General features: G+C 63.3%; 17 protein-coding genes. 8 read left to right on the top strand and 9 right to left on the bottom strand.

The features are described 5' to 3' along the window. Window positions 1–16: 16 nt before the first annotated feature. The 4 genes from U1707_RS04105 to U1707_RS04090 form a co-directional block, all read right to left on the bottom strand. Window positions 17–2,626: a class III lanthionine synthetase LanKC N-terminal domain-containing protein gene (locus U1707_RS04105; RefSeq protein WP_332798797.1), complete on the bottom strand. Its 2,610-nt coding sequence runs from the start codon at window positions 2,624–2,626 to the stop codon at window positions 17–19. A gap of 187 nt (window positions 2,627–2,813) precedes the next feature. After that, window positions 2,814–3,257, bottom strand: a complete 444-nt coding sequence (locus U1707_RS04100; protein WP_332798796.1) for a hypothetical protein — start codon at window positions 3,255–3,257, stop codon at window positions 2,814–2,816. 271 nt (window positions 3,258–3,528) lie between these two features. Further along, complete coding sequence (locus U1707_RS04095; protein ID WP_332798795.1) at window positions 3,529–4,056, bottom strand: hypothetical protein; 528 nt, start codon at window positions 4,054–4,056, stop codon at window positions 3,529–3,531. A 120-nt stretch (window positions 4,057–4,176) separates the two neighbouring features. Continuing rightward, window positions 4,177–4,998, bottom strand: a complete 822-nt coding sequence (locus U1707_RS04090) for an energy transducer TonB (protein WP_332798794.1) — start codon at window positions 4,996–4,998, stop codon at window positions 4,177–4,179. A 228-nt stretch (window positions 4,999–5,226) separates the two neighbouring features. On the opposite strand from U1707_RS04090, the gene uvrA reads away from it, so the two are divergent. Next, window positions 5,227–8,118 carry an excinuclease ABC subunit UvrA gene (gene uvrA / locus U1707_RS04085; RefSeq protein WP_332798793.1) on the top strand — a complete coding sequence of 964 codons (2,892 nt, stop codon included), beginning with the start codon at window positions 5,227–5,229 and terminating at the stop codon, window positions 8,116–8,118. Window positions 8,119–8,135: 17 nt separating this feature from the next. Here uvrA and U1707_RS04080 read toward each other — a convergent pair whose 3' ends face one another. After that, entirely contained in the window at window positions 8,136–10,052 is a 1,917-nt protein-coding gene (locus U1707_RS04080; RefSeq protein ID WP_332798792.1) for an AAA family ATPase, read from the bottom strand. Between the two features lie 166 nt (window positions 10,053–10,218). Between U1707_RS04080 and U1707_RS04075 the strand changes: the two genes are divergently transcribed. The 7 genes from U1707_RS04075 to U1707_RS04045 all read left to right on the top strand — a co-directional run bounded on the left by U1707_RS04075 (window position 10,219) and on the right by U1707_RS04045 (window position 14,617). Next, the gene (locus U1707_RS04075) at window positions 10,219–10,548 is read left to right on the top strand and encodes a hypothetical protein (protein WP_332798791.1); all 330 of its coding nucleotides are present in this window, start codon (window positions 10,219–10,221) and stop codon (window positions 10,546–10,548) included. Between the two features lie 605 nt (window positions 10,549–11,153). Further along, a complete protein-coding gene (locus tag U1707_RS04070) occupies window positions 11,154–11,396 on the top strand; it encodes a hypothetical protein (RefSeq protein WP_332798790.1) in 243 nt (80 codons plus the stop codon). Continuing rightward, window positions 11,393–12,802 (top strand): hypothetical protein, encoded by a 1,410-nt coding sequence (locus U1707_RS04065; protein ID WP_332798789.1) that lies wholly within the window; start codon window positions 11,393–11,395, stop codon window positions 12,800–12,802. Before U1707_RS04070 ends, U1707_RS04065 begins: the two co-directional genes overlap by 4 nt. A gap of 49 nt (window positions 12,803–12,851) precedes the next feature. Beyond that, window positions 12,852–13,304 (top strand): DUF3597 domain-containing protein, encoded by a 453-nt coding sequence (locus U1707_RS04060; RefSeq protein WP_332798788.1) that lies wholly within the window; start codon window positions 12,852–12,854, stop codon window positions 13,302–13,304. Window positions 13,305–13,380: 76 nt separating this feature from the next. Next, complete coding sequence (locus U1707_RS04055) at window positions 13,381–13,794, top strand: glycine zipper 2TM domain-containing protein (protein WP_332798787.1); 414 nt, start codon at window positions 13,381–13,383, stop codon at window positions 13,792–13,794. A 280-nt stretch (window positions 13,795–14,074) separates the two neighbouring features. Beyond that, window positions 14,075–14,287 carry a cold-shock protein gene (locus U1707_RS04050; RefSeq protein WP_031394996.1) on the top strand — a complete coding sequence of 71 codons (213 nt, stop codon included), beginning with the start codon at window positions 14,075–14,077 and terminating at the stop codon, window positions 14,285–14,287. 102 nt (window positions 14,288–14,389) lie between these two features. Next, the gene (locus U1707_RS04045; RefSeq protein WP_131586001.1) at window positions 14,390–14,617 is read left to right on the top strand and encodes a hypothetical protein; all 228 of its coding nucleotides are present in this window, start codon (window positions 14,390–14,392) and stop codon (window positions 14,615–14,617) included. A gap of 105 nt (window positions 14,618–14,722) precedes the next feature. On the opposite strand, the gene U1707_RS04040 is transcribed toward U1707_RS04045, so the two are convergent. The 4 genes from U1707_RS04040 to tgt all read right to left on the bottom strand — a co-directional run bounded on the left by U1707_RS04040 (window position 14,723) and on the right by tgt (window position 20,064). Then, window positions 14,723–15,736, bottom strand: a complete 1,014-nt coding sequence (locus U1707_RS04040; protein ID WP_332798786.1) for a cell wall hydrolase — start codon at window positions 15,734–15,736, stop codon at window positions 14,723–14,725. 139 nt (window positions 15,737–15,875) lie between these two features. Further along, window positions 15,876–18,713, bottom strand: coding sequence for a M16 family metallopeptidase (locus U1707_RS04035; protein ID WP_332798785.1), 2,838 nt, complete (start codon window positions 18,711–18,713; stop codon window positions 15,876–15,878). 8 nt (window positions 18,714–18,721) lie between these two features. Then, the gene (locus U1707_RS04030) at window positions 18,722–18,919 is read right to left on the bottom strand and encodes a hypothetical protein (RefSeq protein WP_332798784.1); all 198 of its coding nucleotides are present in this window, start codon (window positions 18,917–18,919) and stop codon (window positions 18,722–18,724) included. Then, complete coding sequence (gene tgt, locus U1707_RS04025; protein WP_332798783.1) at window positions 18,916–20,064, bottom strand: tRNA guanosine(34) transglycosylase Tgt; 1,149 nt, start codon at window positions 20,062–20,064, stop codon at window positions 18,916–18,918. The genes U1707_RS04030 and tgt overlap by 4 nt, the downstream gene beginning before the upstream one ends. Window position 20,065: the final 1 nt, after the last annotated feature.

The following is a 20,065-nucleotide window of genomic DNA, read 5'->3' as shown; positions in this document are numbered from 1 at the left end:
CGCCTGGTCCGAACGGTCATCTGGGAACCGTTAGGATGCGCCTGCGGGCCTTCGGGTCGGCAAGCCGCAACAGACACGTCGCCACGCCCGCATAGCCCGTGAGATAATCGGGAACGAATGCTCCCGGTGCTTCCGACGGCCACATCAGCAGACCATCGCGCTCCGACGCGAACGCCTGCAGTATTTCCGCAAAGACGCCGACCTGCGTCAGGATGTCGTTATCGCCCGTGGCCTGATACCGGTCGAGCAGGCATTCGATGCTGCCCGACAGGCCATGGCACTGCGTCGCATCGAACCACCGCGTTGCGGCCGCCACTGTCCGCGTTGCCGCGGCTGCCATCGGCTCTGCTTCCGTAATCGACCCGATCCGCGCCGCGCGGCTCAGGAACGACGTTATGCCGCCCGCGCCATGGCACCAATAGGCTCCGGCAGCCGTTCCATTGGCCTGATCAGGCCAATTCAGGCCATCTGCATCGTACAGCGTGGAAACGGCAGTGGCGGCAAGCCAGCGCACGACGCCCTCAACCACATGCAGCACCTTGCCACATCCCGTAACCGCGAACAGATCGAGCAAGCTGTCGGCGATCCCTGCCGCGCCGTGGGCATAGCCGAGATAGGCGTGGCCCGACATGTGCGCATAGCCGGGTGGAATGGTCCAGCGGGCCGTTCCGCCCTGTTCGGTTTCGGCGCAGTCAATCAACGCCTTTCCGGCCTCTATGGCAGCATCGAGCGCGCAGGAATCGCTCGTCGCATTCCACAGGAGTAGGTGGAAGCGTAACCGGCCTGCGGTGCCGACGTACAGGTCGGGGGACGTATATGGTGCGGATGCTACCATCCGACCGCGTTGCAGCGCCGAGGCGACGAGCGTGTCATCGGCGAGCGCGTGGCCGGCACGAAGCAGCGCCGCACCTATCCCGGCGGTTCCCACATATAGCCCGGGCAGATGCGGCGTAGGGGTGGGGCGTGCGGCAAGCGCATGCGCGCAGCGCGCCAATACCGCGCGATGACCTTCGTCGCCAATAACCGCGACCAATTCCGCAAGAGCCAGCAAAGATCCTGCCCTCCCCGCTCCCAGATCGGTCGCCGTACCATGGGTGCAGTCCTGGGCGTCCGTCCATTCCCCGTTGGCCGTCGCATCGGCGCTGAGCGTCGTACAAAGCGTATCGCCAAGCCGCTTGGCCGCCGACAGACATCCAGCAGGACTGGCCAGATCGACAAGATACCGCGTACCTTTGACGGCGGTGGTTGCCGAAGGGCGCGTCGACGATCCAGCATCCCGCAAAGCTGCAGCTAGGCCGGCCATATCCTGGTATCGTGTTTCTGGTGCTAGGCATGCGGCGATCACGGTGCGGAGCGCGTGACCGATGCGGGGATTGAGCACTGCGATCGGGCGATCGAGCAGACCATGATCGTTCGGCGCCAGCGCGGGCTCGGCACCTGTCGCCAACGCATAGAGCAGTGCACCGATTGCGTGAATGTCCGCTGCGATCGGCGAATCGTGTTCGACCGATCGGTACCCGCGGGTGCCCAATTCCCCGCCTGTCTGCGCGTCGAGTGAATGGGAGAGCCCGAAATCGATAACTCGGACGTTGCCGTCCGGGTTCAGAATGACGTTGGTCGTCTTGATGTCGCGGTGCGCAAAGCCGCGGTCGTGCAATGTGCCGATCACTGCGGTGATCTGAAGCCCGATGCGCACCACATCCGCATCGCCCGGTAACTGGCCGCGCGTCGCAAGGCCTGCGATATGATCGTCCAGCCGTTCGCCGGCAAAATCTTCCATTTCCAGGATCAAGAGATCGCGGTGTTCGATCAGTGCGTGACACGTCGGAAAAGCGGTGACGTCACGCACGGCGTGCAGGCAATCGGCTTCGCGACGAAGGTACACGCGAGCGTCGTCACCGTCGCGATCGATCAGATGGTCACGGATGGCGGTCTTTAACACCCGCCGCTCGCCGCTGCGAAGATCGGCCGCAAGCAGGGTAGCGCCGCGCGGCAATTCGGCCAACGTCGCGACGACCAGCAGTCGCCCATCGAGCATATCGCCCGGTGACGGCGGAACGACCGCAGCGACGCCGCCCCCGAAGGGATCGGTCGTCCAGGATGGCGCCACATACTGCATGCCACGCTCGTCCGGGATCAATTGCCCATCGGGCGTCAGGATCGCCGGAACGGTTGCACCGGTCGGATACGCCAGTTCGCGGCCGGTAAAGTCTCCATACCGGAATGATACGAGGCTATCGGCACGATACCGTCGGTCGGTCGGCACCGGTGGTCCGCGGAGCCCGGTAGTCGCCCGATGCAGGCGCTCCGCCAACCGAACGGCCTGCAGGTCGTCGACCGGATAAACGGTGACGAGCTTGCCGATCTGGGTCGGTCCCAATTCGCCACGGTTCAACCGACGGAGAGTCTCGCGTTCGGCAGCAATCTTGAAGCTGGTCGGTTCGTCGAGCAGCACCGCCAGAACGCGTCGCAGGACATCATCCGCCGACCATGCGGTCGCGGTAACGTGCAGTTTCCACCCCTGATCGGGCGTGGTCGCATCGCGATGGCGGATATAGGTCCAGCTTCGTTCCGGACCAGCATGCGGCTGCGTACGCCATAGATCCTCACCGCGACATGCGGTCAATGCATCATCGACTAGGGCGGCGAACGTTCCGGGAATGCCAGTCCTCAGGCGTTTGAGGGGCGCAACATTCGTGTTTGAGGGACGCAACTGGGCATGGCGAATGCGAAGTGGGGTCATGGCAACGGTTCCCAAGCATTAGCAGCATGGCGCCCGACCATCGAAAATGGCCGGGCGCCGTTTCGCGGTGTCAGGTGCTAATGATGCAGCTGAACGAGCAGGCTACGCTTGGCGGCGCCAGCGCATGCAGGCTTTTCAGCATCTCGATCTCGGTCCCGATCGCATCGCCGTTGAGCGTGCCGTTCGGATCGTTGATCAGCTGCGCTTTCCATGCGGGGTCCGTCGCCGCCTTGTTCAGGATGGTTTCCGCCAGATGTCGGCGCATATCCTCGGGGGAACTGGCCTTCGTTGCGCTCGGTGCGATTTGGCACACCGAATCCGCCAGCATGACCAGATAGGTCAGCGCCGAACCGACCTTGGGTATCAGCTTGGTGATCAGCGGGATCGCCGCCTCGATAATCGGCCGATACGTTGCGTACGTGCTACAGTCCGGCAGCGACCTTTCATCCGGCAGAGAAGTAATGATCGGGTTTTGATTAATGGCTTCGACGCCCGACAAGTTATCCTTCGACATACCAATCACTCCAATTGTTGGTTCGGTATGTATAGGTCGAGATTCAGCATCTAGGTGTCGAGATTGAGGCAATACGGATGTAAATCATGGGTAACTAATAGTATGCAACCATTACGGAGCAATCGAAACCATTGAGCTTTTCGAATGGTAACGGGGTGGCGGGTTTTCTTCTGGCCTGACCGATCCTGAGTGACTAATATAAAAAGCCCCCATCGCTGAATCTAAGTGATGCAGCGACGGGGGCTCAGGTCCTTAGCGGATATTCGGAGCCCTATTCTCCGCTGTCCTTGCCTTTCGCGGGTTTGCCAAGTCCCGTGACCCAACGTTCCAGCCCTGTCGAAACCGATGCGATCACTTTGGCGACTTCGAGCGGAAGGGCAGGGCTATCAGCGCGCGGCGGTTCCGGTGTCTCGCCGGCGAATGGCCCCGTCGAGCGTTCCGTGGACGCATGCGCCTTAGCGAGCGGTTCGGCAGTGGGGGGAGGTGGCGGTGGCGCGGGTGGAGCCGGCGGCGAAGATGGCGGTGCCGCTTGCTTCGTATCCTGCCGCGCAATCGCACTCGCCGCCGCCATCAATCCCGCTGCAATCACCTGCCGTCCGGCTGGCGTTCCCATCTGCCGGGCAATGGCGGAGGCAATACCAGCCATGGGAGCGGCATTTTCCAATTTGCCGGGCCAGCCGTACTTAGCGCCAAAGGCACCCGCCCTGTCACCCGCCTTGTCATCCGTCCTCTGGCTTTCGACTCTGTGCGACGCTGCCTCGCGCTCGCGCCGCTTACGCTCGTCCTTCTTCTTGCCCATGTCGTCCTCGGTCGTTCGCTGTCAGTGTGTACGACGAAGATAATACACCAAAGCGGGATCGCAACCCCGGTGCTCCTCGGACCCGCTCACTTCCCAGACCCGCTCACTCGCCGAACCCGCTCACTTGCCTGACCACGTCCCCGGCAATCGCCACATGACCTTGCGCGAACTGTGGCTCAGCATCGTCTTGCCGTCGAAGCCAAGCGCGGGCCTGTAGCGTCCCCGCGCGATGATCGCGCGGCAGGCCGCTTTGTCGAGCTCGACTTCGCCGCTTTTCACCACCGTCCGACAATCGGCGGCGTGGCCATCCAGACCGATCGTCCACAGGATCGTCGTCGTGCCCTGCGCGCCCTTGCTGACCACCGTCATCGGGTAATCGGTGGTCGAAATCCAGTTTCCCGGATAGCTTTTCGGCTCTGCGGGCTGGGCGATCCGCGATCGCTCGGTCGGATCGATCCCCCACAGCTTGACCGTCGCATCGTTACACTTGGCCAGCGCCTCGAACGCCGCCTTCGCATTGGGCACGGCAAAGACCCATCCCGGCATTTTCTCGGGCGAGACCTGAAGCACCGCGCCGGCTTGCAGAGCCTCAAACAGCGCGACATCGACAGACATCTGCGTCAACCGCTTTCCCGACGCCTGCGTCGGGAAGCTTTCGTAATGGCCCTCGCGCGTTTCGCCACCGACGATGCTGATCTTGGCCTGACCCATCCGCATCGTCGTACCGCGATCATTGGTGTAGACCATCAGGTCGAGCGAAGACGCCAGCGGCACCCTGCGCAGCAGCAGGATCGTTTCCGCCTTGCCGGTGCCGTACGTCCGCCCGAGTACGCAAGCCGTATCGCCGTAATCGACGTTCCACTTGCTGGACGGCTTCATCGGCGCCGCGGCTGTCGGCTCGGCCATGGCGGCGGCCGCGGTCAGCGCCAACATCATTGGCATCGGTGAATGTCCTGCATCGTATCGTCCCCCTCGACGTGCCGGTCGGCGCTTCGGTTGTCGCCAATGTGCCGCCGGGTTTCAAGCCGCGTTCGAGACCATAATCGACGTAGTATCGAAGGCCGCGCGATCGACGGCCGATCGTTCGCCACGGATGAACTGGCACCCGGCCTCATGCATTCCTATCTCTCCATCTAGTTTCCCGAACAGAACAGAAGTAGAACCAGCCTCATGCTGACAAAGATTTCCGTACGCGGCGCGCGCGAGCACAACCTCAAGGACGTCGACATCGACATCCCCCGCGACACGCTCACGGTGATCACCGGCCTCTCCGGTTCGGGCAAGTCGAGCCTCGCGTTCGACACGATCTACGCCGAGGGCCAGCGTCGCTACGTCGAGAGCCTGTCCGCCTACGCCCGCCAGTTCCTCGAACTGATGCAGAAGCCCGATGTCGACCACATCGAAGGCCTCTCGCCCGCGATCTCGATCGAGCAGAAGACGACGTCGCGCAACCCGCGCTCGACCGTCGCCACCGTCACCGAGATCTACGACTACATGCGCCTGCTATGGGCGCGCGTCGGTATCCCGTACTCGCCCGCGACCGGCGAGCCCATTGCGGCGCAAACCGTGTCGCAGATGGTCGACCGCGTCATGGCGCTCCCCGAGGGCACGCGCCTCTACCTGCTCGCCCCCGTCGTTCGCGGGCGGAAAGGTGAATACCGCAAGGAACTCGCCGAGTGGCAGAAGGCCGGCTTCGCGCGCGTCCGCATCGACGGCACGATCCACGACATCGACGAAGCCCCCGCGCTCGACAAGAAGTACAAGCACGACATCGAAGTCGTCGTCGACCGCCTGGTAGTAGGCGGCGAGATCGCCACGCGCCTTGCGGAATCGTTCGAAACCGCGCTGAAGCTCGCCGACGGCCTAGCCTATGTCGACCCCGCCGACCCGGTAGAGCCGCACACGCCGAAATCGGAAATCCTCGGCAACAACGCCCCCGACGGCCGCATCGTGTTCTCCGAGAAATTCGCCTGCCCGGTCAGCGGCTTCACCATCTCCGAGATCGAGCCGCGCCTGTTCTCGTTCAACGCCCCCCAGGGCGCGTGCCCGGCCTGCGACGGCCTCGGCGAGAAGCTGCTGTTCGACGAAGACCTCGTCGTTCCCAACCACATGCTTAGCATCAAGAAGGGCGCGGTCGTCCCCTGGGCGAAATCCAACCCTCCGAGCCCGTATTACATGCAGGTCCTCGGCAGCCTCGCGCGCGAGTTCCAGTTCGACATCGAGACGCCGTGGGGCCAACTCCCGCCGGAGGTCCAGAGCACCATCCTGCACGGCTCGAAGGGCAAGCCCGTCACGCTCACCTTCATCGACGGCAAGAAGAAATACGACGTGTCGAAGCCGTTCGAGGGCGTCATCGGCAACCTCAACCGCCGCATGCTCCAGACCGACTCCGCCTGGATGCGCGAGGAACTGAGCAAGTACCAGTCCGCCGCCCCCTGCGAAGTCTGCGGCGGCGCGCGCCTGAAACCGGAAGCACTCGCGGTCAAGATCGCGATGAAGGACATCTCCTACGCCACGCACCTGTCCGTGGTCGACGCGCTCCAGTTCTTCACCGACATGCCGCAGCATCTCGGCGACCAGCAGAACGCGATCGCCGAACGCATCCTCAAGGAGATCGTCGAGCGACTCGGCTTCCTCAACAATGTCGGCCTCGATTACCTCAACCTCGACCGCACCAGCGGCACGCTCAGCGGCGGCGAAAGCCAGCGCATCCGCCTGGCGTCGCAGATCGGCAGCGGCCTGTCGGGCGTGCTCTACGTCCTCGACGAGCCCTCGATCGGCCTGCACCAGCGCGACAACGACATGCTCCTCAAGACGCTCCGCCGTCTGCGCGATCTCGGCAACACCGTGCTCGTCGTCGAGCATGACGAGGACGCGATCCGCACCGCCGACTACATCATCGACATGGGCCCCGGCGCCGGCGTCCGCGGCGGCCAGGTCGTCGCCCAGGGCACGCTGAAGCAGATCCTCAACTCGAAGGGCAGCATCACCGCCGACTATCTCAACGGCACGCGCGAAGTGCCGGTCCCGGCCACGCGGCGCAAAGGCAACGGCAAGAAGCTCACCGTCCACAACGCCGTCGCCAACAACCTGCGCGGCGTCACCGCCAGCCTCCCGCTCGGCACCTTCACCTGCATCACCGGCGTCTCCGGCTCGGGCAAGTCGAGCTTCACGATCGACACGCTCTACGCAGCCGCCGCACGCGAGCTGAACGGCGCGCGCATCGTCCAGGGCAAGCACGACAAGATCACCGGCCTCCAGTATCTCGACAAGGTCATCGACATCGATCAGTCGCCGATCGGCCGCACCCCGCGCAGCAATCCCGCCACCTACACCGGCAGCTTCACGCAGATCCGCGACTGGTTCGCCGGCCTGCCGGAATCGCAGGCGCGCGGCTACAAGCCCGGCCGCTTCAGTTTCAACGTCAAGGGCGGCCGCTGCGAGGCGTGCCAGGGCGACGGCGTGCTCAAGATCGAGATGCACTTCCTCCCCGACGTCTACGTCACCTGCGACGTCTGCCACGGCGCGCGCTACAATCGCGAGACGCTCGAGGTGAAGTTCAAGGGCCATTCGATCGCCGACGTGCTCGACATGACGGTCGAGGACGCCGCCGAGTTTTTCAAGGCGGTCCCCCCGATCCGCGACAAGATGGCGATGCTGGTCGAGGTCGGCCTCGGCTACGTCAAGGTCGGCCAGCAGGCGACGACGCTCTCGGGCGGCGAAGCGCAACGCGTCAAGCTCGCCAAGGAACTCTCGCGCCGCGCCACCGGCAACACGCTCTACATCCTCGACGAACCCACCACCGGGCTCCACTTCGAGGACGTGCGCAAGTTGTTGGAGGTCCTCCACGCGCTGGTCGAGCAAGGCAACACGGTCGTCGTGATCGAACACAATCTCGACGTCATCAAGACCGCCGACTGGGTCCTCGACCTGGGCCCCGAAGGCGGCGTCAAGGGCGGCGAGATCGTCGCCGAGGGCACACCGGAGAAGGTGGCGAAGGCGAAGGGCAGCTTTACGGGGAAGTATCTGGCGCCGTTGCTGGAGAAGGTAGGCAAGTCGTAGTGGTAATCTAACGAAATTTACTTTGATAAGTACGCTCGAATGTTTCCAGCTATTCGTTCGAATGATTGTTTTTTCTGAGGATCAACCACGGTCTTTTCTGGATTTGATGTGAGATGGTCTAGTATTGCGTATGCCATTCTTGTTTTTGATATCTCACCTTGATTTTTAAGGCCGTAATGAGAGGCAATTAGTTTTAACCTCCCATTCGATCTGAAGCTGGACGGAGGTATACTGCTCTTGTCAGGATGGCTGTCCGATAGCGCCGAATGAGCGCCAATAGAGAGAAGTTTAGGATCGATGAAATCCTCAAGTTGATGTTCTGTGTTATTCGGTCCTTTTAGGAAAAAGACGGCGTGCTCATCGAAGCTTGCTTCAACTATCTTGTTTTTGATCGCGGATCCGCCAGGATCATTGTCTAGAATAAAGGCGATTCCTTTGCCGTTTCGTGCCAAAATTGGTAAGTTTATGCCGCTGGTTTTCGATAATCCGGGAACAACCTGAAAATCCAGGTTAGATGACCCAAAGCATTCGCGAAACATTGTCGGTAGAAGTAGCATGTCTGACTCTCCCTCGGTCAACAACGCTCTTCGTATTGGAAAAAATGCTAGTGTTGCGGCGCCCATTCCAAACAATAAGGGCTCAAGTCCTCCACCTTCCCGACTCCAAAAATGATTTCGAACGGTACTACTTGGAACTTCGTCGTCTTTACTGGCGTAGTCAACTAGACTGACGCCATTTCCTAAATCCTCTGGTAGGCATCCTGCCGAATGGGTCGTGTAAATTATCTTTGGGGAAACGGTCTGCCGGGATAGCATTTGTATAAGATCGGCTTGCGCATCATAATGAAGGCGCATTTCCGCCTCATCTATCAGTAAAACTGGATTTTCTACTCTTTCACATGTCGTGAAAGCTTGAAGAGCTACGAACTGGCGAAGGCCATCACTTCTCTCTGCAAGTTTTGTGAAATTAAATCCTTCCTCTTGGACTAATATCTGAATTTCTCCGTTGAAAACCTCGAAGGCGACATGAACGCCTGATTGAGACCAGTTTTCTGAAAATTGAGTCTTAAGTGCATCATTAGCTTGAAGCTTCAGTTTTGCTATAGTTGAAGTATCTTCATCATCAATCGCAGAAACAAGCTTTGCGATATCCAAACCTGCTACCTTGGCCAAATTTGACAAAGCGGATGGTATAGCAGTTTTCACCTCTTCTACGCTATAGCTTCCCTTTAGAAGTCGATCATTTTCTGAAAATAGGAGAAATTTTGGCACTCGCTTGAATATTACTGAATATGCGTTTTCCGATGGGGTTGGAGCCTTCTCCAGCAGCATGCATTCCAATAATTTTGCGGCTAAGTCGCGAAAATACGCAGGATCGGTCTCATCCGCTTTATCCGAGATCAACTCCTTAAATTCTTCAATTTTTGCAATTTCTTCTTTAGACAAAGTTTCCTTTTTGGATAAAAGTATTTCATCAACCTGGTCTAAAATCTCGGGTATTGTTGAGACTGTTTGAATAAGTCGCCCGAGCAATTTGTTGTTTTTGCGAACCTTTGCCAAAGCAACCTTTAGCTTCGCGCGGTGGGAGGAGTCCCGTAGATGAACCTTGGGCTCGAAGTGATGAACCTGCTGGCCCGACGCTTTTTTATCCAAAATGTACCACGTCGGACCGGTCAACTGGGCGGCAGTAAGATCTTCAATTTCTAGCCGAAACCTGGCAACTATGATAATGTCATCATCGCTGACGATCGCTGCTCGAGCATAATCTGCTTTTGGAATGGGAACCGATGATCCGATTTGGCTGATGGCTTTAAGGATCGATGTTTTTCCCGCCTCGTTTGGCCCGAGGAGAGCGACTAATTTACCAGTCGTTTTCAGTTCCGTCGAGACCGCAAACCGCCGATACCCTGTAAGCGTTACCGATTGTAGTTCCATGAAGTCCCCCCGTGATCGTTATTCAATAACGGAGGGGTGCGCGAATGGCGAGTGGTTCACATCGCTCGCTTGAGATTGGGAACTTCTATCCTACAGCGCTGATATTATTCGTTTAAGCGATCCTGATTGGTCTCTCAACGCCTCACTCAAAACAAAGGACATTCCCATGACCAAGCCTCATCCGCACAAGCCCGCCCCCAGCACCAAGCCAAACGCCAAGACGTTCGGCATCAACGCGCTGTCGATCGGGGCTGCGGCGATCGGTCTCGGGGGTGCGTTGCTGGCGGTGTTCCTTCGGTCGAAGGCCAACCCCGCCGAGCATGCCGCGCCCGATCTCGCGCTCGACAAGCCCCGCCCGGGTGCGACCGACCGCGCGCCGGACGCCTTCCGCCCCGATCCCACCGCGGTCCCCACCAATGCCGAGCGCGAGTCGCTGCGCCCCGCCACCGGCCCGGCCCCGTCGTTCGCCGCGGATCGCGGTTCGACGCTCGGCTGACGCGCCTTCCTGATCCTCCCCCGCAAGGGGGAGGTGGCTGGCGCTTGCCAGACGGAGGGGGAGGGGGCGATCACCCCTGTTGCGTGTCCTCCCCCTCCGTCACCTGCGGTGCCACCCTCCCCCTGGCGGGGGAGGATAGGAAAGCCCGACGGTCGAAACTGATCCCGACGCCACCTCGCGCTCCGTCACCCCGGACTGATTCCGGGGTCCACGCTCCCGCGAACTCGACAGCAACGGTGGGCGGAACGGTGGATACCGGAACAAGGCTCTCCTGAGCAAAGCCGAAGGGTCCGGCATGACGGGGGAGGGCATAACCTCCCTCCTCGTTCTCCTGCGAAGGCAGGAGCCCAGGATCAAGCAGGACGGCGATCGTGGCTCCTGGGCCCCCGCGTTCGCGGGGAACAAGACCGCATCCCATGACGCTTGAAGCACCCCCCTTTTCCGTCATCCTGACGAACGTCAGGACCCAGAGCCAAAAGCGCCATACCCCGTAACGCTGGGTCCTGACATTCGTCAGGATGACGGGTACCACCCCCCGAAACCGCTGTCCTACACACCCCGATCCGGCATACCTGATCGGTCCTCTCTTCAGGCGAGGATCGATCATGGCGAACGCACCCACCCCGGCCGGCCCGCACCCATGCTACATCGGCGCGCGCGCGGTCCCCGTACCCCGGCCACGGTGCGAACCCGCGATCCCCGACGACCTCCCAGACGCGGTCCGCCACGTCGTCGCCTGGCAAGCGCATGTCGACGCCGGCCGGATCGGCAACCGCATGCCCGTATCGCCCGAAATCGCCGCCAACCGCGACCGCTGGACCGCACTCGCCCGGACCATGCGCAAGTGACCGCCGCTCTCCAGGAGCCCGGCGTCGACCAAGCCACCGACCAAACCGGCAACCAAACCCCCACGCAAACCGCCCCCGATCACCCCGCACCGCCACAAGCCGACCCCCCCGCGCTAGAAGATAACGCCGCGCAAGCCGATAACACCGCGCGCGCCTACATCCCGGCCACCCCGACCCGCTACACGCAGCGCCTCGACGGCTGGACCCCGGATCGCCAGCGCGGCTTCCTCGAAAGCATCGCCGAGGGCGCCACCGTGGACGAGGCCAGCGCCAGCGTCGGCCTCTCGCCCCGCGCCGCCTATTCCCTGCGGCGACGCGCGGCGGGGGCGGCGTTCGCGCTCGGCTGGGACGCCGCCAAGCTCGTCGCGCGGCCGATCGTCGCAGAGACGCTGTTCCTCCGCGCGATCGCCGGCCAGACCGAGCGCGTCACGAAGGCAGACGGCGAAGTCATCGAGCGCCATCGCTACGACAACCGCCTCGCCATGTCGCTGCTCAACCGGCTCGATCGCCACGCCGACACGTCGGAGGCCGCCAATGCCGCCACCCGCATGGTCGCCGCCGAATTCGACGCGTTCCTCGACGTCATCGCCGGCGACGCCAGCCCGGCGCGCGCCGGCCTGTTCCTCGGCGAGCGTATCGACGCCGACGCCGCCCGCTCGGGGGCAGGGCAGGGGGAAGCCGAGGCGGCGATGGCGCCGATCCTCGCGCTGGCCCGCGCCGACCGCTGGCTGCGCACCGGCGCCGGCCTGGCCTCCGCCATCCCCGTCGCGGATCTCGATCCCGCCGCCCGCGCCGACTGGACCGCCAAGCAATGGGCGCGCGCCGAAGCCGCCGGCCTGCTGCAACTCGCGCCCCCGCCCCCGCCCACGCCCACGCCCACGCCCAAACGCAAACCCGAACCCGCGCCAGCGTCTGCACTTCCTGAACTTCACTCCGCACCGGACGACGCCGACGCCGATGCCAGCCCGGTCTGGTTCGACCCGGATATCGACGGTTGGCAAACCAGCTTTCCCCCGCCGGACGGCTATAGCGGCACCGAAGACGGCGCGTTCGGCCAGGATGGGTATGCCCGCGAGTGTTCGGAGGAGGAGGTGATCATCCTCGACGCGCCGCGCGACCGCGAAATCGCCGCGCGCGTCGTCGCCGAGAGCGCCGACCGCGATACGTGGTTCGTCGGCTATGCGATCGATGCCGGGCTGATCGACGAAGCGGGCGCCGAGGCGATCGGCGCCACCGATGCGGACCGCGTCGCCGGGCTCGCCTGGACCTTCGATCCCCTCGCCAGGGTCGATTCCGACCCCCGCCAGGGCCTCGGTCGCCAGGATGATCCCGCCGCCGGGTTCTACGCCATCCATCCGCCGCGCGCGGGCGGTCCGGCGCAACCGCTCGCGGGGCCTGCACCCTAATCCGATACCGGGCGTTCTCCCGCCGTCACTTCATTCGACGGAGACCCCCATGAGCATCTTCAGCAAGATCAAGTCCGCCATTTTCGGTGAAAAGGGCCCGCTCGGCGGCGGCCCCTTCGGCACGCCCAAGGCCGACGCGCCCGCACCCGCGCCGCAGACCACCGCCGCCCAGCCTGTGCCGACCCAGCCTGCACCGACCCAGGCACCCCAAGCCGCCCCCGCCGCGCCCGCACCGGCCGCGCAGCCGGTCGACGTTGAGGCCGTCCTTTCGGGGATCGCCGCGAAGAAGGGGTCGACGCTCAACTGGCGCACCTCGATCGTCGACCTGATGAAGCTGCTCGATCTCGATTCGAGCCTCGACAACCGCAAGGAACTCGCCACCGAGCTCGGCTATACCGGCGCGAAGGACGGCAGCGCGGAGATGAACATCTGGCTGCAAAAGGCCGTGATGCGGGAGTTGGAAAAGAACGGCGGCACCGTACCCGCCAGCCTCCGGGATTAAGGATGGTTCGGCGCCGCAACCAAATCGCGGCGCCGATCATTGTTTCGTCGGTAACAACCCCCTGAAAGGACACGAAATGCGCGTTGCGATGCTGGGCCTGCTGGCCGCCTCCACCCTGGTTGCCGGCTGCGTCGGCGACGGCGGCAGTCGCTACGGCGTCGACCCGCGCTATCGTAGCTACGACTATAATGCGCCCGACCCCGCCTATGGTGGCTACGACGCCGGTCGCTATTACCGTGACGACCGCCGCTACCGCGAGCGCCGTCTGTCGCAGAACGAGCGTGTCTATCGTGGCAATGACGGCCGCTATTATTGCCGCCGCAACGACGGCACGACGGGCCTGATCGTCGGCGGAGTCGCCGGCGGCGTGCTCGGCAACGTTATCGCTCCCGGCGGTTCGGGCCTGCTCGGCACGGTGCTCGGTGCCGCCGGCGGCGCACTCGCCGGCCGTGCGGTTGATCGCTCCAGCAACCAGACGCGTTGCCGTTAATTGCCTCGACCGGCGCCGAAATATCGGCGCCGGTCGTTCCAATTCGCCGCCGGTGCGGGCACCTGGCGCGAAAAGATTATGGTCGAAAATCGCCAGAATTGTTGACCCATCCCGTCGTCCAGATTTGCATTTCCGGCAGTCTTGGCCTAGATAGTGCTCAGCTACAGTCGCACATCGACGGTTCTTGGCGCTTTGCGGCTCCTTTCTCCCTCTTTCCCTGCTCCGCGGCACTAGGGTGTCCCGAACGTCGGGTCGCCCCATACTAAGAAGGAGCCATCTCATGGCTATCACCGGAACCGTCAAATTCTTCAACGCCGACAAGGGCTATGGCTTCATCGCGCCGGATGGCGGCGGCAACGATGCATTCGTGCACATCACCGCGGTTGAGCGCGCCGGCATGCCGACGCTGAACCAGAACCAGCGCGTCACCTACGAGCTCGAGCCCGACAAGCGGGGCAAGCAGTCGGCCGTGAACCTCCAGCCAGCCGATTGATCCGGCTGGCGGAGCGATCCGCCAAGCTGATCTCGGTTGCGATGCGGCGGCCATAACGGCCGCCGCATCACCCTATGAAATTTCCCGCAGGAGCGCACCAGCATGGCCGATAATCCAGAATTTTACCGGGCCCGCGCTGATGAAGAGCGTCGCAATGGCGATGCCGCCCTCCTCGACAATGTCCGCGACCGCTGCCGCCGCGCCGAAAAGGCCTGGGACGAAATGGCTTCGCGCGCAGAACGCACCCAAGTCCTCCGCGCGGCCCGTGAAGCCGCCCCACCGGGTGGCGAGCGCATGAACATGACCCACGTCATGATCGCCGCCGAGTAGGCAGGCCTCGCGATTATTGCGGTCAAGGTTTGAAACGAAATAAGCCCGGGTGCCCCCAGCACCCGGGCTTCGCTGTGTCCAAGCGCTTCCCGGTCAGCCTAAAGTCTATTTCAAGGGCTTGCCCGAGTCCTTCCACCGATCGAGGATCTGCGACTCCGGCGGCAGCATGTCGCTCGCAACCGGCGCAGCGGGAGGCGGGGAGGACTTCGCCGACGTCGCTACGGGCTGCGCCGAAGTCATGGCGATCGCCGGCGCAACTGGAGCCGGAACGCTACTCGCTGCCGCAATGCCGGCTGCAATCATGGCAGGCGTCGGCGCAACGACCGGCGCCAACGACATATGCGGTCCCGGCACCGGCTCACCCCCGATATAACGCTGGTTGAACGCCGCCGACGTGCCCCAATACCCCTTCCACCGATGGAAGAAATGCGCGCCGACGACATCGGTCATCACGAGGCTGCGGTTCCACGCCGGAGTCACCGCATAGGTATGGTAATGCGTCGCCAGCCCAACCGGCGCATAGACGTACCCGGACAGCGCCATTCCCGCGTTCCGCGCCGCCCGCATCCAGGCGGCACGATTGGGAATGCGCGCCGTCGCGCCGTCGCAGGCAAAGCTGAATTGACAGCCAGCATGTTCGGAGCCCTGATAGACGACCCCGCACACGGTCGCCGGAAACGCCGGATGCCGCGTACGGTTCAGGATCACCTGCGCAACGGCCTGCTGGCCGGCATCGGGCTCGGATGCCGCTTCGTAATAGATCGCCGCGGTCAGGCACTGCACCGCACGACCGCGATCGATTGCCGATATGCCGGTCATCGTGAACGGGCGGGCAGGGACGACACCGACATCGACTGGCGTGCCGACGGGAATCGGCAGGTCGGGAAGGTCGATCGTTCCCGTTACGCCAGCCGCCGGGGCTCCTGTCTCCTGGTTCCCCGACATCGCGGATAGCGACGTTGCGTCCGGTGGGACTGCAACAGCCTTCGGACCGGCCGAGACCGCACCGCGTCTGGCGATCGCGCGCAGCGCAGCTTGTGCGGACATACCGGCGCCGATGACCAACAGCACCGAGACCATGATCAGCCAGATGCGGCGTATCAGCCGAAATGTCCGCAACTGAACCCGCAACCGTCCTACCCCGCCTCTGGCCGTCCTATACGGAAAGACCGGGCATAGCCGATTTGACCGCCCCGATCTGTCCCGTATTTCGGGCCCGTCCCGCTAAGAGACGACGCGGTGTCTTGGCAGAAATTGCTTACCGCAACGTTGGCGTATCGAGTTTTAATGCAGTCTCGGGAATGACTTCGACATTCGGATAGGCTTTGCGCAGCGGTGCGATGAACTGTTTCGCGTCGCCCACGACGACGATGCTTGCCGCCTTCGGATCGAGCAGTGCTACCGCAGTCGCCTGGACCGCCGCCGGATCGACAGAACCGACCGCTCCCGTGAACCGCTGGAGTTCACCCAGCGGTACGCCATTCTGGACGTAGGTGCCGAGAATACCGGCGACCCCGGAGGTGGTTTCGATCCGGCGCCCGAAATTCCCGATCAGTACCGCCTTCCGACTATCGAGTTCGGCAGCCGGCACCGGCGCCGACCCCATGCGAGCCATCTCGGCTGCGATCAACGTCACGACCTCCGCGGCGGTCGGGTTCTTGGTCTGCGTGCGGGCCGCGACCGTTCCTTGCGTCTTGCCGGCATCCAGCGCGCTGCCCGCACCATATGCCAGCCCGCGCTTGATCCGGATTTCCTGGTTCAACCGGGAAGAGAAGCCGCCACCCAGAACCGTGTTACCTACCGCCAGTGGATAATAGCGGGGGTCGGCCCGTTCGATAGCGGGTCGCGCGACGACAACGCCAGCCTGACCGGCCTCGGGCATATCGACTACGATCACGCGTGGTTTAGGATAAAGGACTGGTATCGACTTGGGCGCGCCCGTGCCTTGCATCCGCCAACCACCGAACTGCGCTTCGGCCAGCGCCTCGGCCCTTGCCGCCGTCACGTCGCCGACCATGATCAGCGTCGCCTGCGCCGGCTGGAAGCTTCGCGCATAGGCCGCAACGATGTCGTCACGCGTGATCGCCTTCAGCGATAGCGGCGTGCCCCCGCTCGGCGCGCCATAAGGCGAGACGCCCAGCACGGCGCGGTCTGCGACGAGCCCGGCGACCTGGGCGGGATCCTTGAGCGCTAGCGTGACGGCGTCAATCTGTTGCGTCCGCGCGCGTTCGATCTCATCGGGAGCAAACGCGGGATTGATCGCGACATCAGCCAGGATCGCCATCGCCGGCGCCAGCTGATCCGATTTCACCGTCACATCGACCGATGCACCATCGCTCGCTGCATCGCTGCCGATCGCCCCGCCAAGACCTTCGATCGCGCGTGCGATCTGCGTTGCCGACCGCGTCTTCGTTCCCTTGGTCAACAGTCCCGCGGACAGACTACTGACGCCCGAACGGTTTGCGGGATCGGTCGCGGCGCCGCCCGCCGTCACCAGATACGCGGTCACGATCGGCAGGTCGTGACGCTCGACGGTAACGACGCGCATGCCGTTGGCGAGACGAAGTTCCACCGGCTGCGGGATCGTCGGCGCTATCGGTGCAGCTGGAGCCGGCGGGCGAACGCGCTGAGCGTCAGGCGCTGGCGTGACGACCTCGATGTTAGGCGGGGCTTTCAGCTCGGCGACCTGTACCGTGTCGGCAACCGTGATTGTGGTGGCCGGGGCGGTGGCAGGCTTCGCGTCGATCGGCATGTAGCGGATCGTCGCAGACTGGTTTTCACCCAGGTATTTTCGCGCGACGCGCTGAATGTCGGCTGCCGTTACGCGCGCGATCGCGGCCAACTGCCTGTCCGCGGCCTGCGGATCGCCATCGACCAGCACCGCGGACGCAAGCGTGCTCGCCTTGCCTTCGGCCGTCTCGCGCGACAGGATCGATTGCGTCAGGATCTCGTTCTTCGCCTCGGCCAGTTCGGCCGCGGTCACCGGCGTATCGCGGAACCGGGCGATCTCGCGCTTCAGGGCGGCTTCGCCGGCGTCGACCGTCTTGCCGCCCGCCAGAATGGCGTAGACGACCATGTTGCCGGTCGCTTGCTTGGTATCGAGCATGGCCTCCGCCGACTGCGCGAGCTGCTCGCGGTACACCAGACTCTCGTACAGCCGCGAGCTTTCGCCCGTCGCGAGCACCGCCTTCAACACCGTGAGCGCCGGGATATCCGCGTCGCGGTCCGGCGGCAGGTGATAGCTGATCAGCACGGCGGGAAGCGGCGTGTTGGGCTCGTACACGGTCCGCGTCACTGCGCTAGTCCGCGCAGGCTCGGCGACGGTCACGCGTGGAATGGCAGTGCTCGGCTTCTTGATGCCCGCGAAATATTGATCGACCCAGCGGTTCAACTGCGCGGGATCGAAATTGCCCGAGATCACGAGGATCGCGTTGTCCGGCCGATAATAGGTCGCGTGAAACGCACGGACGTCGTCGATCCCGGCCGCTTCCAGGTTCTCGAGGCTACCGATGCCGGGCCGCGCATAGGGATGAACCGTGTACGCGAGCTCGGGATAATAGATCGAGAAGAGCTTACCGTAAGGTTGCGCAAGCGTGCGCTGGCGCAATTCCTCCTTCACCACGTCGCGTTCCGACCCGAAGCTTTTGGGCTCGACGACCAGGCTCGCCATCCGGTCGGCCTCCGCGAACAACAGTCGCTGGAGATGGTTGGCGGGGATCACTTCGTAATAATTGGTGTAGTCGTCGCCGGTCGACGCGTTGTTGTAGCCGCCGACATCCTCGGTCAGTCGGTCCATCTGCTCCGAGACGAGGTTTCGCGTCGATTTGAACATGAGGTGTTCGAACATGTGCGCAAACCCGGATTTCCCCTTGGGATCATCCTTTGAGCCCACGTCATACCAGACCTGCACCGACACGTTCGGCGTGCCCGTGTCGCGGATCGCATACACGCGCAGGCCGTTCGGCAAAGTGCGCTCGGTATAGGCGATCGGCTTGACCCCCGCCTGCGAGGGCATCTGCGTGGGAGCGGCCTGCGCCACCGCCGCTACGGGAAGACATGCTGCGGTCAGCAACAAAGCGGAGCGGAGGAGGCGCATGAAGGTCCTTACTTGTTGCGGTTCGCGAACAGCACCGCGCCTGCGATCGCCGCCGAGCCGATGCCGACGCCCAGCCCGATCTTCGCCAGCGGCCAGCTCTTGGCCTTCTCGGCGGCGTTGCGCGTGGCGGCTTCGGCCTGCAGCTTCGCCTCCTTGGCGGCGGCGAGAATCTCGTTGGGGGTATCGCTGTCGATCTTGATGGTCATTTGGGCTCTCCTTCACTCTTCCGGGCATACACCGCCCGGAAATCATTCGCGAATTGCGTCAGCGTCCCCGAGGCGATCGCCGCCCGCAGATCCGCCATCAGCGTTTCGTAGAACCAGATGTTATGCTCCGTCATGAGCATTGCGCCAAGCATTTCGCCCGACCGGACGAGGTGATGCAGATACGCCCGGCCCCAGGTCGCGCAGACCGGGCAGGAGCAGGCGGGATCGAGTGGCCCCATATCCTCGGCGAACTTCGCGTTGCGGATGTTGATCGGCCCGGTCCGCGTGAAGGCCTGGCCGGTCCGCCCGGACCGCGTGGGCATCACGCAATCGAACATGTCGATCCCGCGCTCGACCGCGCCGACGATGTCGTCCGGCTTGCCGACGCCCATCAAATATCGGGGCTTGTCTACCGGCAACTGGTCCGGCGCGAAGTCGAGGCACCCGAACATCGCCTCCTGGCCTTCGCCGACCGCGAGCCCGCCGACCGCATAGCCGTCGAAGCCGATATCGATCAGCGCATCCGCCGACGACTTCCGGAAACCCTCGTTCAGCGCACCCTGCTGGATCCCGAAAATCGCGTTGTTCTCCGCATGCGCCTCGCCGGCATCGAACGCCTCGCGCGACCGCTTCGCCCAGCGCATCGACCGCTCCATCGCAGCGGCTTGGACTTCTCGCGTCGAGGTCGTCGGCACCAGCTCGTCGAAAGCCATGACGATGTTCGAGCCGAGCAACCGCTGGATCTCGATCGATCGCTCGGGACTGAGCAGATGCCGCGTCCCGTCGAGATGCGACTTGAACGACACGCCTTCCTCGGAGCGCTTGGTCAGGTCGGCGAGGCTCATCACCTGATAGCCGCCAGAATCGGTCAGGATCGGCTTCGACCACCCCGAAACCGCGTGCAGCCCGCCAAGCCTGGCGACCCGCTCGGCCCCCGGTCGCAGCATCAAATGATAGGTGTTGCCGAGAATGATGTCGGCGCCCGCACCGACCACGTCGGCGGGCTTCATCCCCTTCACGGTGGCGGCGGTACCGACCGGCATGAACGCGGGCGTGCGGATGTCGCCGCGCTGCATTGCGATGACGCCAGTGCGCGCCCTGCCGTCGGTGGCGGAAATGGTGAAGTCGAAGCGAGGGCGGGTCATA

Source organism: Sphingomonas sandaracina (assembly GCF_036663695.1).
Taxonomy (GTDB): Bacteria; Pseudomonadota; Alphaproteobacteria; order Sphingomonadales; family Sphingomonadaceae; genus Sphingomonas.
The sequence above is the reverse complement of the archived record's forward strand: the minus strand, read 5'-3'. Positions and strand labels throughout refer to the sequence as shown.